14 protein-coding genes and 1 tRNA gene are annotated in these 15,799 nt (G+C 70.7%); 10 read left to right on the top strand and 5 right to left on the bottom strand.

Annotated features, from left to right (window positions below):
• Positions 1–54: 54 nt before the first annotated feature.
• On the bottom strand, positions 55–1,317 hold the full coding sequence (locus tag OG485_RS19500) for an MFS transporter (protein WP_328669607.1): 1,263 nt from the start codon (positions 1,315–1,317) through the stop codon (positions 55–57).
• Positions 1,318–1,712: 395 nt separating this feature from the next.
• Positions 1,713–3,314 carry a potassium/proton antiporter gene (locus OG485_RS19495; RefSeq protein WP_328669606.1) on the bottom strand — a complete coding sequence of 534 codons (1,602 nt, stop codon included), beginning with the start codon at positions 3,312–3,314 and terminating at the stop codon, positions 1,713–1,715.
• 185 nt (positions 3,315–3,499) lie between these two features.
• Here OG485_RS19495 and OG485_RS19490 point away from each other — a divergent pair, with 185 nt between their 5' ends.
• A complete protein-coding gene (locus OG485_RS19490) occupies positions 3,500–6,268 on the top strand; it encodes a penicillin acylase family protein (protein ID WP_328669605.1) in 2,769 nt (922 codons plus the stop codon).
• Positions 6,269–6,414: 146 nt separating this feature from the next.
• On the opposite strand, the gene OG485_RS19485 is transcribed toward OG485_RS19490, so the two are convergent.
• Positions 6,415–6,990, bottom strand: a complete 576-nt coding sequence (locus OG485_RS19485) for a 5-formyltetrahydrofolate cyclo-ligase (protein ID WP_443048729.1) — start codon at positions 6,988–6,990, stop codon at positions 6,415–6,417.
• A gap of 133 nt (positions 6,991–7,123) precedes the next feature.
• Here OG485_RS19485 and galU point away from each other — a divergent pair, with 133 nt between their 5' ends.
• From galU to OG485_RS19445, 8 genes are all read left to right on the top strand, one after another.
• Positions 7,124–8,026, top strand: coding sequence for a UTP--glucose-1-phosphate uridylyltransferase GalU (gene galU / locus OG485_RS19480; protein ID WP_326787229.1), 903 nt, complete (start codon positions 7,124–7,126; stop codon positions 8,024–8,026).
• A gap of 4 nt (positions 8,027–8,030) precedes the next feature.
• Complete coding sequence (glp, locus tag OG485_RS19475) at positions 8,031–9,353, top strand: molybdotransferase-like divisome protein Glp (RefSeq protein ID WP_328669603.1); 1,323 nt, start codon at positions 8,031–8,033, stop codon at positions 9,351–9,353.
• 172 nt (positions 9,354–9,525) lie between these two features.
• A complete protein-coding gene (moaC, locus tag OG485_RS19470) occupies positions 9,526–10,038 on the top strand; it encodes a cyclic pyranopterin monophosphate synthase MoaC (RefSeq protein ID WP_328669602.1) in 513 nt (170 codons plus the stop codon).
• Positions 10,035–10,574, top strand: coding sequence for a MogA/MoaB family molybdenum cofactor biosynthesis protein (locus tag OG485_RS19465; RefSeq protein WP_328669601.1), 540 nt, complete (start codon positions 10,035–10,037; stop codon positions 10,572–10,574). Before moaC ends, OG485_RS19465 begins: the two co-directional genes overlap by 4 nt.
• 26 nt (positions 10,575–10,600) lie before the next feature.
• On the top strand, positions 10,601–11,260 hold the full coding sequence (locus tag OG485_RS19460) for a GNAT family N-acetyltransferase (RefSeq protein ID WP_328669600.1): 660 nt from the start codon (positions 10,601–10,603) through the stop codon (positions 11,258–11,260).
• A 173-nt stretch (positions 11,261–11,433) separates the two neighbouring features.
• Positions 11,434–12,705: a divisome protein SepX/GlpR gene (gene sepX / locus OG485_RS19455; RefSeq protein WP_328669599.1), complete on the top strand. Its 1,272-nt coding sequence runs from the start codon at positions 11,434–11,436 to the stop codon at positions 12,703–12,705.
• Positions 12,706–12,802: 97 nt separating this feature from the next.
• Positions 12,803–12,876, top strand: a tRNA-Ala gene (locus tag OG485_RS19450).
• Between the two features lie 239 nt (positions 12,877–13,115).
• Entirely contained in the window at positions 13,116–13,517 is a 402-nt protein-coding gene (locus tag OG485_RS19445; RefSeq protein ID WP_328669598.1) for a hypothetical protein, read from the top strand.
• Positions 13,518–13,631: 114 nt separating this feature from the next.
• On the opposite strand, the gene OG485_RS19440 is transcribed toward OG485_RS19445, so the two are convergent.
• On the bottom strand, positions 13,632–14,108 hold the full coding sequence (locus OG485_RS19440; RefSeq protein WP_328669597.1) for a GNAT family N-acetyltransferase: 477 nt from the start codon (positions 14,106–14,108) through the stop codon (positions 13,632–13,634).
• Positions 14,109–14,256: 148 nt separating this feature from the next.
• On the opposite strand from OG485_RS19440, the gene OG485_RS19435 reads away from it, so the two are divergent.
• Positions 14,257–15,060, top strand: a complete 804-nt coding sequence (locus OG485_RS19435; protein ID WP_328669596.1) for an exodeoxyribonuclease III — start codon at positions 14,257–14,259, stop codon at positions 15,058–15,060.
• Here the strand turns inward: OG485_RS19435 and OG485_RS19430 are convergent.
• Complete coding sequence (locus OG485_RS19430; protein ID WP_328674564.1) at positions 15,048–15,731, bottom strand: MerR family transcriptional regulator; 684 nt, start codon at positions 15,729–15,731, stop codon at positions 15,048–15,050. The genes OG485_RS19435 and OG485_RS19430 overlap by 13 nt on opposite strands.
• Between the last annotated feature and the right edge of the window lie 68 nt (positions 15,732–15,799).

The following is a 15,799-nucleotide window of genomic DNA, read 5'->3' as shown; positions in this document are numbered from 1 at the left end:
GCACTCTCACTCAGTGAGTGCTAACGACGGTCCATACTGACGTATTCCGCGAGATCAGTCCACTGTCACCGGCACGCGGTGACCGACGCCACGTGCGACGGCGCGGCTCGGGGCGTGTGAGGCGAGGCGTGAACGCAGCGCCACCAGGGTCGCCAGAGCCAGTGCCGTACCGGCCATCGGCACCAGGAACCCGGCGCCGTCCCAGAGCCTGTCCTCCAGCTGTCCGGCGACCGTGACGGCCGCCGCCTGGCCGAGCGCGACGGCACCGGTGAGCCAGGTGAAGGCCTCGGTGCGGGCGCCCTGCGGAACGAGGCTCTCGACCAAGGTGTAGCCGGTGATCAGGCTCGGAGCGATGCACATGCCGACCACGAGGCCGAGGCCGGCGAGCACGATCAGCGAGTTCGCGGCCCACAGCCCGGAGGCGGCCAGCGCGAGGGCGGCGTACCCGACGACGAGCCGTCGCTGCGGGGCCACCTTCCAGGCGATCGCGCCGCAGACGATGCCCGAGAGCATGTTGCCCGCCGCGAAGACGCCGTACAGGACACCGTTCAGGCCGGGCTCGCCGATCGACTCGCTGTACGCGGCCAGCGAGACCTGCATGCCGCCGAAGACGGAGCCGATGCCCAGGAACGTCATGATCAGAACGCGTACCCCGGGGATCCGCAGAGCGGAACCGTGCTCCACGCGCGCGTGCCCGGCGGGGGAGACCGCGGGCTGTGTGTTCTTCTGCGCGGCGAACAGCAGACCGCCGACCAGGGTCAGTGACGCCTCGGTCAGCAGGCCCGCGGCGGGGGTGACGGCCGTGCACAGCGCGGTGGCGAGCAGCGGGCCGAAGACGAAGGTCAGCTCGTCCGTGACGGACTCGAAGGCGGCCGCGGTCGACATCAGGGGCGAGCCCTGGAGCTTCACGCCCCATCGGGCCCGCACCATGGGGCTGACCTGCGGCACCGAGGCGCCGGTCGGCACGGCGGCGACGAAGAGGACCCACAAGGGGGCGTCCGCCAGCGCGAGCGCGGTCAGGGTGAAGCCGGCCACGGCGTGCACGAGGACGCCGGGCAGCAGGACGGCCCGCTGCCCGTACCGGTCGGCCAGACGCCCGGTGAAGGGCGCGAACAGCGCCATGGAGACACCGGTGGCGGCCGCGACCGCGCCGGCCGCGCCGTACGAGCCGGTGGTGTGCTGCACGAGCAGCACGATGGAGATCGTCAGCATGGCGAACGGCTGCCGGGCGGCGAAGCCGGGGAGCAGGAACGTCCAGGCGCCGCGGGTACGCAGCAGCTGTCCGTAGCCAGGACGGGAGGTGACCGTGGATGCCACGGCCCGTGCCTTTCTGCCGCCTGGTAGCGCGCCCGTGCGGGGGGCGCCGAGAGCTGTCCTCTTGCGCGGATCTGCGGTAGATACCGGCATCCCCTGCGAAGGGACGTCTCGGCCGCCATACGGTCGCGCCAGCTCTGCGTCAGGCAGAGTTGGTTCGATCAAGGTGTGCGTTTCATCGTACAGGGGGTGACCGTCGTGCCGGGCCTGTGAAAAGGAGCACTCCGTGGCCGTGGGCCTGTGAATGCCCATCTTTTTCGAGATCGTGTTCGATGTCTCGCAAGGGGCCGTCCGGTGTCGCGCAAGGGCCGGCGGCGGCTCACGACGCCCGCGGCAGCCCCGTAGGACCCTCGGCACCCGAGACGGCCCGTAGGACCCGCGATGACCCGACGGTCCCGTCACAAGCCTGTTCTGTGCTGTGTCCGGTGCTCCGTTCCACCGTCGCCGATGCCCAGCCAGTCGGCGAGCTTGCCGCCCTTGCCCACCGCGCGGAGGCGTCTTTCGGTCGCGTCCCGGACCGGGTCGGTCGCCACCACCAGCAGTTCGTCGCCGAGCCGCAGCACCGTCGTGGGCATGGGCACGAAGGACTGCGCCTCGCGGACGACGAGCGTGACCGCCGCGCCCGGGGGCAGCCGCAGCTCGCCCACCTCCACACCGTGCATCCGCGACCCCTCGGGGATCGCCACGGACAGCAGATGACCGCGCAGCCGCTCCAGGGGGGCCGACTCGATGCCCAGGTCGGCGGCCCCTGCGGACTCCCCGAGACGGAGCTTGCGGGCCAGCCAGGGCAGGGTCGGACCCTGGACGAGGGTGTAGACGACGACCAGGACGAAGACGATGTTGAAGATCCGCTCGCTCTCCGCGATGCCGCTCACCATCGGGATCGTCGCCAGGATGATGGGCACGGCGCCGCGCAGCCCCGCCCAGGACAGCAGCGCCTGCTCCTGCCACGGGATGCGGAACGGCAGCAGGCCCACGACCACGCTCAGCGGCCGCGCCACCATCGTCAGCACCAGGCCGATGAGGAGGGCCGGGACGATGTCGTCGCCCATCTCGTGCGGGGTGACCAGCAGGCCGAGCAGCACGAACATGCCGATCTGGGCGATCCAGCCGAGCCCCTCGGCGAAGCCGCGCGTGGCCGGCCAGTGCGGCAGCTTCGCGTTTCCGAGCACCATGGAGGCGAGGTAGACGGCGAGGAAGCCGCTTCCGTGGGCGAGCGCACCGGCGGCGTAGGCCGCGACGGCGATCGCCATCACGGCGATCGGGTACAGGCCGGAGGCGGGCAGCGCCACGTGCCGCAGTCCGTACGCGCCCAGCCAGCCGACCGCGATGCCGATGGCGGCGCCGATGGTCAGCTCCAGCGCGATCTCACCGAGCAGCGCGTACCAGTGCTCCACCGGGCCCGCGGTGGAGAACGCGACGACCAGGATGACCACCGGGGCGTCGTTGAAGCCCGATTCGGCCTCCAGGATGCCCGTCACGCGCGTGGGGAGGGGGATCTTCCGCAGGACCGAGAAGACCGCCGCCGCGTCCGTCGAGGAGACGACCGCCCCGATGATGAACGCCTGGCGCCATTCGAGGCCGATCAGATAGTGCGCGGCCGCGGCCGTGACACCGACGCTCACCGCGACGCCCACCGTTGCCAGCGAGGAGGCCGCCGGCAGGGCCGGTCTGATCTCCTTCCACTTCGTGCCGAGGCCGCCTTCGGCCAGGATCACGACCAGGGCCGCGTACCCGATGACCTGGGTCAGTTCGGCATTGCTGAAATGAACGTCGCCGACTCCGTCCTGGCCGATCGCGACGCCGATCCCCAGGTACACGAGCAGCGTGGGGAGCCCGCTGCGTGAGGAGATCCGGACCGCCGCCACCGCGATGAGCAGGACGAGCGAGCACACGAGCAGGAGCTGGTTGAGGTGGTGGACAGTCAGGGGCTGTTCCTTTCTCGCCGATCCGGTCCCGCCGCGGGCGGCCTCCGGATCCGAGCACCGGAGGCCGGCCACTTCGATGCAAGTACTTCGTTACCTTACCTAACTCTTGACGCTTTCTTGACGTTCCCGGAGGCAAGATCGAACAGTCGTGCTTTCCGGTTTCCTACTCCGCGTCAAGGCGCGGTGGGCCCTGCGCCTATGGTTGCCCCAGCACTCCAGGACCGCCTGCCGCTCGCGTTAGGACAGCAAGGACAGCGATGCCCCCCAACACCACCGCCTCTTCCGGCCAGCAGCCCGGCAAGTCCGGCAGGAAGAAGGGGCGCAAAGCCCGACTGTTCTTGATTGTCCTGGTTCTCGCCATCATCGGGGGCATCGCCTTCGGCGCGTACTGGAGCATCAGCACGGTGCGTGCCTCGTTCCCGCAGACCAAGGGATCCATTCGGATCGACGGGCTGTCAGGGCCTGTGACCGTGCAGCGCGACGGCAACGGGATCCCGCAGATCTACGCCGCGTCCGACGCGGACCTGTTCATGGCCCAGGGCTTCGTCCAGGCGCAGGACCGGTTCTACGAGATGGACGTGCGCCGCCACATGACCTCGGGCCGGCTGTCCGAGATGTTCGGCGCGGGCCAGGTCAAGAACGACGAGTTCCTGCGCACGCTGGCCTGGGACCGGATCGCGAAGAAGGAGTACGACACCAAGCTGTCGGCCTCCACGAAGAAGTACCTCCAGGCGTACTCCCAGGGGGTCAACGCCTATCTTGAGGGCAGGAGCGCCAAGGAGATCTCCCTGGAGTACGCCGCCCTGGGCTTCACCAACGACTACAAGCCGACCCGGTGGACCCCGGTCGACTCGGTGGCCTGGCTCAAGGCGATGGCCTGGGACCTGCGCGGCAACATGCAGGAAGAGATCGACCGCTCCCTGATGACGAGCCGGCTCGGCCCGAAGCAGATCGCGGACCTGTACCCGGACTACCCCTACAGCCGGAACAAGACGATCGTCCGCGAGGGCTCGTACGACAGCGTCACCGGGACGTACAGCTCCTCGGACGCCGCCTCGACGTCCACGGCGGGCACGGGGCTCACGGGCGGCACCGCGGCCCCCTCCGGCTTCCAGAGCCAGCTCTCGGGGCTCTACAAGGTCCTCGACGACCTGCCCACCGCCGTCGGCGTGAACGGCAACGGCATCGGCTCCAACTCCTGGGTCGTCGCCGGCAGCCACACGATCACCGGCAAGCCGCTGCTGGCCAACGACCCGCACCTGTCGGCGTCGCTGCCCTCGGTCTGGTACCAGATGGGCCTGCACTGCACGGCCGTCTCCGCGAAGTGCCAGTACGACGTCTCCGGCTACACCTTCGCGGGCATGCCCGGCGTGGTCATCGGCCACAACGCCGAGATGGCCTGGGGCATGACCAACTCCGGGGTCGACGTCACCGACCTCTACCTGGAGAAGATCACCGGCCAGGGCTACGAGTACGACGGCAAGGTGCTGCCCTTCACGACCCGCAAGGAGACGATCAAGGTCGCGGGCGGTGCCGCCCGGACGATCGTCGTCCGGCAGACCCAGGACGGGATGCCGCTGCTCTCCGACCGTGACGACGAACTGGTCCAGGTCGGCAAGAAGGCCACGGTCGACGCCGAGGCGCCCGACCGGGGCGACGGCTACGCGATAGCACTGCGCTGGACCGCGCTGGACCCGGGCAGGACCATGGACGCCGTCTTCGCGATGGACAAGGCGTCGGACTGGAGCGAGTTCCGCAAGGCGGCCGCGTCCTTCGAGGTGCCGTCCCAGAACCTGGTCTACGCCGACGGTGCCGGCGCGAGCGGCAACATCGGCTACCAGCTGCCCGGCAAGATCCCCACGCGCGCCAAGGGCGACGACGGCTCGCTGCCCTCGCCCGGCTGGGACTCGAAGTACCGCTGGACCGGCTACATCAAGCAGTCCGCCCTGCCCTACGAGTACAACCCCAAGCGCGGCTACATCGTCACCGCCAACCAGGCGGTCGTCGACCCGGACAAGTACCCGTACACGCTCACCACGGACTGGGGCTACGGCACCCGCAGCCAGCGGATCACCGACCTGATCGAGTCGAAGACCAGGGGCGGCGCCAAGATCTCGACCGATGACATGCGCCAGATGCAGCTCGACAACAGCAGCGAGATCGCCAAGCTGATCGTGCCCAAGCTGCTCAAGATCGACGTGCCCGACAAGGACGTCCGCGACGCGCAGAAGCTCCTGGAGGGCTGGGACTACACCCAGGACGCCGACTCCGCCGCGGCCGCCTACTTCAACGCCACCTGGCGCAACATCCTCAAGCTCGCCTTCGGCAACAAGCTGCCCAAGGAGCTGCGGGTCAAGGGTCAGTGCCTGTGGGTCGAGCGGGCCGACACCACCGGTCCGGCGGACGAGGACCAGACGGTGCGCGAGTGCGGCGAGCGTGAGCCGGACCAGGCGCAGCCGGACGGCGGCGACCGCTGGTTCGAGGTGATCCGCAAGATCATGGACGACGAGCACAACGACTGGTGGAAGTCGCCCAAGACGCGCAAGACGAAGGACGACGACCCGATCGACACCCGGGACGAGCTGTTCAGCCAGGCCATGACGGACGCCCGCTGGGAGCTGACCGCCAAGCTCGGCAAGGACATCGACACCTGGAGCTGGGGCCGGCTGCACCGCCTGTTCCTGAAGAACCAGACCCTCGGTACCGAAGGCCCCGGTTTCCTGCAGTACATGCTCAACCGCGGCCCCTGGAAACTCAGCGGCGGCGAGGCGACGGTCAACGCGACCGGCTGGAACGCGGCGGGCGGCTACGGGGTGGTCTGGGTGCCCTCGATGCGGATGGTCGTCAACCTCGGGGACCTCGACAAGTCCAAGTGGATCAACCTCTCGGGCGCCTCGGGGCACGCCTACAGCTCGCACTACACCGACCAGACGGAGAAGTGGGCCAAGGGAGAACTCCTGCCGTGGGCCTTCACCAAGAAGGCCGTCGACAAGGCGACGAGCGACACCCTGGTCCTGAAGCCCTGACGCTTCGGCGGCCGTCGGCGTCGGCGTCCTCGCCGTACTCGACGCCCTGAAGCCGGTGTCCGACGAAAGTGGCCCTCCACGCGTGCGTGGAGGGCCACTTCGCGTCCGCCGTCCGCCGTCCGCCTTTCTCCCGCGTCCGCATTCCGTCAGCGGAAGCGGCGCACTCCCAAGGGGGTCACCACCGCGTGCACGGGCCGGTCGTGCGCCTCCTCCGGGACCCGGTCGACCACCTCGGTGTCGTACAGGAGCACCACCAGGGCCGGGTCGGCGCCCGAGCGTTCCAGACGGGCCAGCACGCGGTCGTACGAGCCTCCGCCGCGCCCCAGCCGCATCCCGCGGGCGTCGACGGCGAGTCCGGGCAGCAGAACGGCGTCGGCGTCCTGGACGGCCGCCGGTCCCAGCCGCTCGCCCGCGGGCTCCAAGAGGGCCATTTTCCCGCCGTGTCGGACCTCCGCGAGGGAGTCCGCCCCGGTGTACTCGCCCCAGTCCAGGTCGTTGTCCGGCAACAGGACCGGCAGGATGACGCGCACCCCGCGCGCGCGGAGCGCGTCCAGGAGGGCGAGGGTGCCCGGTTCGCTTCCCACGGACACGTACGCGGCGACCGTGCCGGCCCGCGCCAGTTCGGGCAGTTCCAGGGCGCGGGCGGCGAGGGCGGCGGCGGTTTCCCGCACGTCATCGGCCGTCAACCCATTTCTCACCGACAGGAGTTCTCGCCGCAACATTCGTTTGTCAGGCTCTGGTTCGCGTCCGACGTGTCTCACAGGTGACTCCTGTAGTTCTCTTAATCCGTTCATATGATCGTGAATTAACCGGAGCCACAGATTCTGCACATAGCCACCGGTTATGGTTGCGGACATGACTGAGTCGCACCCCAGGATCACCAAGGCTGTCATTCCCGCGGCAGGCCTCGGCACCCGGTTCCTGCCGGCCACGAAGGCCACTCCCAAGGAGATGCTGCCTGTCGTCGACAAGCCGGCGATCCAGTACGTGGTCGAAGAGGCCGTGTCGGCGGGTCTTGACGACGTTCTGATGATCACAGGCCGCAACAAGCGCCCGCTCGAAGACCACTTCGACCGCAACTACGAGCTGGAGTCCGCCCTTCAGAAGAAGGGCGACGCGAGCCGGCTCGCCAAGGTCCAGGCGTCGAGCGACCTCGCGACCATGCACTACGTGCGTCAGGGCGACCCCAGGGGCCTCGGTCACGCCGTCCTGTGCGCGGCCCCGCACGTGGGCCGCGAGCCCTTCGCCGTGCTCCTCGGCGACGACCTGATCGACCCCCGCGATCCCCTGCTGGCCCGCATGGTCGAGGTCCAGGAGCGGCACGGCGGCAGCGTGATCGCGCTCATGGAGGTCGCGCCGGAGCAGATCCACCTCTACGGATGCGCCGCCGTCGAGGCCACCGACGAGGGCGACCTGGTCAAGGTGACCGGTCTCGTCGAGAAGCCGGACGCCGCGGACGCGCCCAGCGCCTACGCCGTCATCGGACGCTACGTCCTCGACCCGCACATCTTCGACATACTGCGCAAGACCGAGCCGGGCCGCGGCGGCGAGATCCAGCTCACCGACGCCCTCCAGCAGCTCGCCGCGGACGAGAAGGTCGGCGGCCCCGTGCACGGCGTCGTCTTCAAGGGCCGCCGCTATGACACCGGGGACCGCGGCGACTACCTGCGTGCCATTGTCAGACTCGCATGCGAACGTGAAGACCTGGGCCCGGACTTCCGGACCTGGCTTCGCAGTTACGTAGCCGAGGAGATGTAGGGATTTGAGCAGCGCCGCGACCCGCACCACCGGCCAGGAACACCTCTGGTCGGTGGACGACCACCTGGAGGACATCCTCACGACCGTCCGCCCTCTCGAACCCATCGAGCTGCAACTCCTCGACGCCCAGGGCTGCGTCCTGCTCGAGGACGTCACGGTGCCGGTCTCCCTGCCGCCGTTCGACAACAGCTCGATGGACGGGTACGCGGTCCGGGTCGCGGATGTGGCGGGCGCGAGCGAGGAATTCCCGGCGGTCCTGACAGTCATCGGGGATGTCGCGGCCGGCCAGGCCGACCAGCCCTACGTGGGCCCCGGCCAGGCCGCCCGCATCATGACCGGCGCCCCGCTTCCGCCCGGCGCCGAAGCCGTCGTCCCCGTCGAGTGGACGGACGGAGGCCTCGGCGAGGGACCGGTCTCCCGGATGCGCGCACACAGCACGTCCCCCGAGGGTTCCTCCGGACAGGTCCACGTCCACCGCCCGGCCGAGGCGCGCGCGCACGTCCGCGCCAAGGGCAGCGACGTGAAGGCGGGCGACCGCGCCCTCGAAGCCGGCACCGTCCTCGGCCCGCCGCAGATCGGCCTGCTCGCCGCGATCGGCCGCGGCACCGTACGGGTGCGCCCCCGCCCGCGCGTGGTCGTCCTGTCCACCGGCAGCGAACTCGTCCAGCCCGACGAGGAGTTGGGCACCGGACAGATCTACGACTCGAACAGTTTCGCCCTGTGCGCGGCCGCCCGCGACGCCGGAGCCATCGCCTACCGCGTCGGCGCCGTCGCCGACGACGCCGAGACCCTGCGCTCGACCGTCGAGGACCAACTCGTCCGCGCGGACCTGATGGTCACGACCGGCGGGGTGAGCGTCGGCGCCTACGACGTCGTCAAGGAAGCGCTGTCCTCGGTCGGCGACGAGGACGAGGAGGGCGGCGGCATCGACTTCCGCACCCTCGCCATGCAGCCCGGCAAGCCCCAGGGCTTCGGATCCATCGGCCCCGACCACACCCCGCTGCTCGCGCTTCCCGGCAATCCCGTCTCGTCCTACGTCTCCTTCGAGCTCTTCGTGCGCCCCGCGATCCGCGCCCTGATGGGGCTGCCGGACGTCCACCGGCCCAGGATCCGGGCGAAGCTCTCCGCGGACAAGGCGCTGACCTCGCCGAAGGGCCGGCGGCAGTTCCTGCGGGGTACGTACGCGGACGGCACGGTCACGCCCGTCGGCGGCGCCGGATCCCACCTGGTCGCAGCCCTCGCGCACGCCGACGCGCTGATCGTCGTCCCCGAGCAGGACACCTCGGTCGAGCCCGGCGCCGAGGTCGAGGTCGTGGTCCTCGGCTGAGCGGCCGGACGGAGCGGGCGCCCACCCGGCCCCACCGGGGGCGCCGGCTCACGCCGGGGGCGCACAGCCCCTGACGGGCGGCGTGGCGGCGTACGGGGCGGGCGGTAACCTGTCGCGCAACCAGGCCCACGCTCCGCACCGCGACGGGCCACGACCGGGAGCGCCCACGCACATGACTGTTCCGTCCCGGGGGGAGACCTCCGGACCCCCTGTGCACAGCCGACTGACGCACATCGACGAGGCCGGCGCCGCCCATATGGTCGACGTGTCCGGCAAGGACGTGACCGCACGCACCGCGCGCGCGAGCGGCCGGGTCCTGGTCTCGCCGCGTGTCGTGGAGCTGCTGCGCGGCGAGGGGGTCCCCAAGGGCGACGCCCTCGCCACCGCCCGTATCGCCGGGATCATGGGAGCCAAGCGCACACCGGATCTGATTCCGCTGTGCCACCCGTTGTCGGTGTCCGGTGTCAAAATTGATCTGTCGGTCGCGGACGACGCCGTCGAGATCCTCGCCACCGTGAAGACGACCGACCGCACGGGAGTCGAGATGGAAGCCCTCACCGCGGTCAGTGTGGCGGCCCTCACCGTGATCGACATGGTCAAGGCTGTCGACAAGGGGGCGGTCATCACGGACGTACGGGTGGAAGAGAAGACGGGCGGGAAATCGGGCGACTGGAGCCGGGCATGAGCGGCGGGAGCGTCATCGGCGGAGCCCTTCCGGCGGACTACAGCGCGCTGGTCGTCACGGCCTCGAACCGTGCCGCCGCCGGTGTCTACGAGGACAAGGGCGGCCCCCTGGTCGCCGGAGGCCTCGCGGAATGCGGCTTCGCGGTCGACGGGCCGTGGGTCGTGCCCGACGGTGACCCCGTGGAGGAGGCGCTGCGCAGCGGAGTCGAGGCGGGTTACGACGTCATCGTCACCACCGGCGGCACGGGGATCTCGCCCACCGACCGCACCCCCGAGGCGACCCGGCGGGTGCTCGACCACGAGATCCCGGGTATCGCGGAGGCCATCAGGGCGTTCGGCAGGGACAAGGTGCCCACGGCGGCGCTCTCGCGGGGGCTCGCCGGAGTCGCCCGGGGGACGCTGATCGTCAACCTGCCGGGCTCCACCGGCGGGGTGAGGGACGGACTGGCCGTTCTGGAACCCCTCCTGATCCACGCCGTCGACCAGATCCGCGGCGGCGACCACCAGGGACCCAGCGGCAGTGGGGGTGCGAGCTGAACAGCACATCCTGGCCGGTCGAGCTGGTGGACGGCGATGTCGTCCTCCGGCCGATAAGGCTGCGCGACCAGCGGGCCTGGCGCGAGGTGAACCGGCGCAACCGCGACTGGCTGCGTCCCTGGGAGGCGACGATCCCTCCCCCCACGCCGAGCGGCCCGATCGCGCACCGGCCGACGTACCGGCAGATGGTCCGCCACCTGCGGGCCGAGGCCAACGCGGGCCGGATGCTGCCCTTCGTGATCGAGTACCAGGGGCGGCTGGTCGGCCAGCTCACCGTGGCCGGGATCACTTGGGGCTCGATGTGCTCCGGGCACATCGGCTACTGGGTGGACCAGTCGGTGGCGGGCCGCGGGGTGATGCCGACGGCCGTGGCGCTGGTCAGCGACCACTGCTTCCGCACCGTCGGACTGCACCGCATCGAGGTCTGTATTCGCCCCGAGAACGGGCCCAGCCGCAGGGTCGTGGAGAAACTCGGATTCCGGGAGGAAGGGCTGCGCCCGCGCTATCTCCACATCGACGGCGCCTGGCGCGACCATCTCGTCTTCGCCCTCACCGCGGAGGAAGTGCCCGAGGGGCTGCTCGGGCGCTGGCGGCGGACGCGTTCGGCGAGGAACCGTTCGCATCAGGTGGGATCGGAGCAGGCCGGCTCGCAGAACCCGAGCAAGCCCGGCCACCCCGGAAAATGAAATAGGTGTTCGAAAATGATCGGCGAGCGATCGCGTCAGGACATTAAATTCGCGCTCGCGACGGCCTGTTGATCGCATCGGTCACAAAAAAAGTTCGAAATATCAGCCGGATCGTGCGACACACCGGCGCAATTGGCAGATGGCCTCATACAAACCCCTCTACCGTGTGAGGCGTGAGCAGCAGCGGCCTCATCTACGCAGTCATTGTCGGGGCCTGGGCCGCCTACTTGGTGCCGATGTGGCTCCGTAGGCAGGACGAGCTGAACGAAGCCCGTCCGACGGAACGCTTCAGCACCGCCATCCGGCTGCTGTCCGGACGGGCGGGCATGGAGCGTCGATACGCCAAGGACCTGCGCGCACGCTCCGCCGAGGAGGAGGAGCCCAGCGCCGACCCGGACGGCGTCACCGATTCGGTGGACGTCCGGGCCTTCGCCGTATCCCCGACCCGGCCCCAGGCGACGGACCGGCACCGTCCGCACGTCCAGGAACGAGTACAGGTGCCGGAGCCGGCCCGGGCGGAGCAGGAGCCGGGCGCACGCGCTCCCGGCAAGGAGAGCGGGGCGTACGAGACCTCGGGCACGGCCCGGTCCGTACCGCACCAGTCGGGTGCGCCGTCGCCGAGACCCCCGGCCAAGTCCGCGCCCCAGCAGGCCGCGTCGTCCACGCCCGGCGCCCGCCGGGCGGTCTCGGCGGAGGCCGCGGCGCGGGCCCGGCGTACGAAGGTCCTCGCACGCCGGCGGCGTACGACGGTCATGATGTTCCTCGCCTTCACCCTCGGCGCGGTCGTCGCGGCCGTGGGCGGGCTCGCCTTCCTGTGGGCGCCCGGCGTGCCGGCCGTGATCCTCAGCTCGTACATCGTGCACCTGCGTGTCCAGGAACGGCGGCGCTTCACTTACACCATGGACCGCCGCCGGGCCGAGGTCGCGGCGCAGCGGCTCAGGGAGCGGCAGCCCCGCCGCCGGGCGTCCGTCGACCCGGTGGCGGACGAACCGGAGGAGGGCTCCGCCCCCGACACCGACCCCGGTCTCCTGGCGCTCGCCGCCGACCGTCGTGCGCTCGTCGAGCAGACCGATCACGCCGAGTGGGTCGACCAGCAGCGTGAACGGCAGTGCGGGCCCGCCCAGGGGGACAGCTGGGACCCGGTGCCGGTTCCCCTGCCGACCTATGTGACCGCGCCGGTCGCGCCCAGGGCGACGTCCAGCGTGGACCTGGGCGCCCCGGACGCGTGGAGCTCCGCACGCTCCAGCACGGTGGAGCCGAGCGCGCCCGAGGCGGAGCCGGACGAGGAGGACCTCTCCGAAGGATCCGAGGGCGCCGGGGCGGCGGACGACAGCCGCAGCGACGCCCGGCGGGCGGCGTCCGCGCGCCGGGCCCGCGAGCGCGGACGGACGCCGCTGTTCGACCAGTACGAGGACGGCGAACGGCCGCGCGCGGCCAACGAGTGACGAGTGCGCCGACGGGGGTGCGCGGGGGTCCGGCTGACCAGGCAGGAACGGATTACCGAGCACCTCGATCGGGATGCTAGAGTTTCACTCGTTGCAAGGGCCTGTGGCGCAGTCTGGTAGCGCACCTCGTTCGCATCGAGGGGGTCTGGGGTTCAAATCCCCACAGGTCCACCGCAGCTCAGAGCCCCAGTCGGAGAGATCCGGCTGGGGCTCTTTGGTGTTGCGCAATGGCGAGGCGCGGCGACTGCTTCCGGTCTTCGCCTTCCGGGCTTTTCGGTCTTCGCCCTCCGGGTTTTCGGGCCTTCGCCATCCGGGCCTTTCGGTCATCGCCTTGCGGGCCGATGGCCGTACGCGGCTGTCGGAACGGACCGGCCTTCACCGGACGTTCACGAGGACTCCATGCTGTGCCCATGATCACGCCCGCCGGACCGCAGGTCCCCGCTCAGGCCTCCCCCTCGCCGCCCGCGGCCGCATTTCCCCCCGCCGGCCCGGCCCGGCCCCGGCGGAAGTGGTGGATCGCCCCGCTGGCCGGGGTGCTGGTGGCGCTCCCCGTCCAACTCGTCGCCGCCTTCCTGCTGCTGATGTCCCCCATGGCGTTGGACTCGTGCAGCGCCGCCAGCCCCTGCGGGCGCACGGAGGCCGCCATCGGCGCGAGCCTGGTGCTGCTTCTGCTGGCGGTGCTCTCCCTGGGGGTGCCGTGGTGGCGGGCGAGGAGGAAGAGCCTCGGCGCGGGAATCGGGGTGAGCCTGATACCGCTGGGCCTCACCCTGGCGTCCATCGGCACGCTGCTCGTCGGGATCGTGCTCGGCTGACCCCACGGCACCGGCGACCGTGACGGACCCGCCCGGCGGGAGCGGCGCGGCGGCCGTTCCCATCAGCGCCGGGTGAAGGTCCGCCCCGATGGCTTCCGGGGCTTTCCCTGGTGCTTAGAGGGCCTTGGCGTAGCAGAGGCTCAGTTCGTGGAAGCGGTAGTAGCCGAACTTGGCGCACGGTTCGTAGCCGCTCGACGCGTACAGGGCGACGGCCTCGGGCTGCTTGGAGCCGGTCTCCAGGACCATGCGGGTGCGGTCGGCCGCGCGGGCGTCCTCCTCCAGGGCGGCCAGCATGCGCCGGGCGAGGCCGAGACCGCGGGCCTCGGGGATCACGTACATGCGCTTGAGCTCGGCGTCCCCGTCCGCGTAGCCCTCGTCGTTCTCGTCCTGGGTGCGCCAGCCGCCCGTGGCCACCGGGCGGTCCCACTCGTCGTAAGCGATCAGATAGAGGCCGAACGGCGGGGAGAACATCCGCGCGTCCAGATGCGTGGCGTCGCCGCCGTCGCCGTAGCGCACGGCGTATTCGGCCTGAACCTGGTCGTTGAGCTTGACGGCGTCGGGATGGTCGAAGGGGACCTGGCGGAAATTCATGCGTAATACCGTACGTCTATGCGATAGGTGAATGGGCGGGCGGTGCGGGTCCGGCAGGTCGTGCCGTTCTCGTCGGTCGAGTTCCGGCCGGTCGCACGGATGTAGATCGAGTTCTGGTCGAACGTACCGATTAAGTATTGTGCCCCGGGTGCTGACTGTGACCTCTGTGAATGTGAACGGGCTCCGGGCCGCCGCGAAGAAGGGTTTCGTGGAGTGGCTCGCGGAGACCTCCGCGGACGTGCTGTGCCTCCAGGAGGTGCGGGCCGAGCCCGGGCAGCTTCCCGAAGAGGTGCGCGCGCCCGAGGGATGGCACGTCGTGCACGCCCCCGCCGCCGCCAAGGGCCGCGCCGGTGTATCCCTCTACACACGCCGTGAGCCCGACCGTGTCCGGATCGGCTTCGGGTCCGAGGAGTTCGACTCCACCGGGCGGTACGTCGAGGCGGACCTGCCCGGTGTCACCGTCGCGAGCCTCTACCTCCCCTCGGGCGAGGTCGGGACCGAACGGCAGGACGAGAAGGTCCGGTTCATGGGCGAGTTCCTGGCCCACCTGAAGGAACTCAGGGTGAGGGCCGCCGCCGACGGGCGCGAGGTCGTCGTCTGCGGCGACTGGAACATCGCCCACCAGGAGGCCGACCTCAAGAACTGGCGCGCCAACAAGAAGAACTCCGGCTTCCTGCCCGAGGAGCGGGAGTGGCTCGGCCGGGTCCTGGACCCGGAGGGCGGCGGGTACGTCGACGTCGTACGCGCCCTGCACCCGGACGCCGAGGGTCCGTACACCTGGTGGTCGTACCGGGGGCGGGCCTTCGACAACGACTCAGGTTGGAGGATCGACCTTCAGGCCGCCACGCCGGGGCTCGCGGGCAAGGCGGTCAAGGGGTTCGTGGAGCGCGCGGCGACCCATGGGGAGCGCTGGTCCGACCACGCCCCGGTCACGGTGGTCTACGAGCTCTGAGCGGCCTCGTCGCGCCCCTGGGGCCCGGTGCCCCGGACCTCCCGCGGGTCCCGGTGCTCCCGTAGCCGGCGGTCCATCGCCATCGACAGTTCCGCCTCCACCACGCTCTTCGCCAGGGGGCGCAGGCGCTGGAGGTCTTCGGGGGTGCGGTCCTCGGTGAGGACCAGGGTGGTGAAGAGTTCGGCCAGTGCCTCGGTGTGCTCCCGTACGCGGCGGGCGGCCGTCAGGACGTCCGCGAGCGGGATGCCCTCGCGGACCAGGGCGGCCGAGACGTCGAGCAGGCGGCGGCTTATGTGCACGATCTCGCCGCCGTCCGTGCCGAGATAGCCGAGGTCGAGCGCCGCGGCGAGGTTCTCCCCGGTCGCCTGGCCCGCGAAGACGTCGGCCAGTTCCTCGGGGGAGAGGCGGACCGGGGTCTCCTCGGTGGGCTCGCCGAGGCCGAGCAGTTCGCCGACGTCGCGGCCGTGGTCGAAGGCCTCGGCCAGTTCCGCGATGCCGTTCAGGGTGTGGCCGCGTTCCAGCAGCGCCGAGATGGTGCGCAGACGGGCCAGGTGGGTGTCGTCGTACCAGGCGATGCGGCCCTCGCGCCGGGGCGGCGGTATGAGCTTGCGCTCCCGGTAGAAGCGCAGCGTGCGCACGGTGATGCCGGCCTCCTCGGCCAGTTCCTCCATGCGGTACTCGCGACGGCCGGGCTCCGGCGCCGGGCGGGCGGTGCCGGTGAGCGGCCCGGGGGCCGGGG

This window comes from Streptomyces sp. NBC_00328 (genome assembly GCF_036139655.1).
Lineage (GTDB): Bacteria > Actinomycetota > Actinomycetes > Streptomycetales > Streptomycetaceae > Streptomyces.
This window is presented reverse-complemented; position numbering and strand designations above follow the sequence as displayed.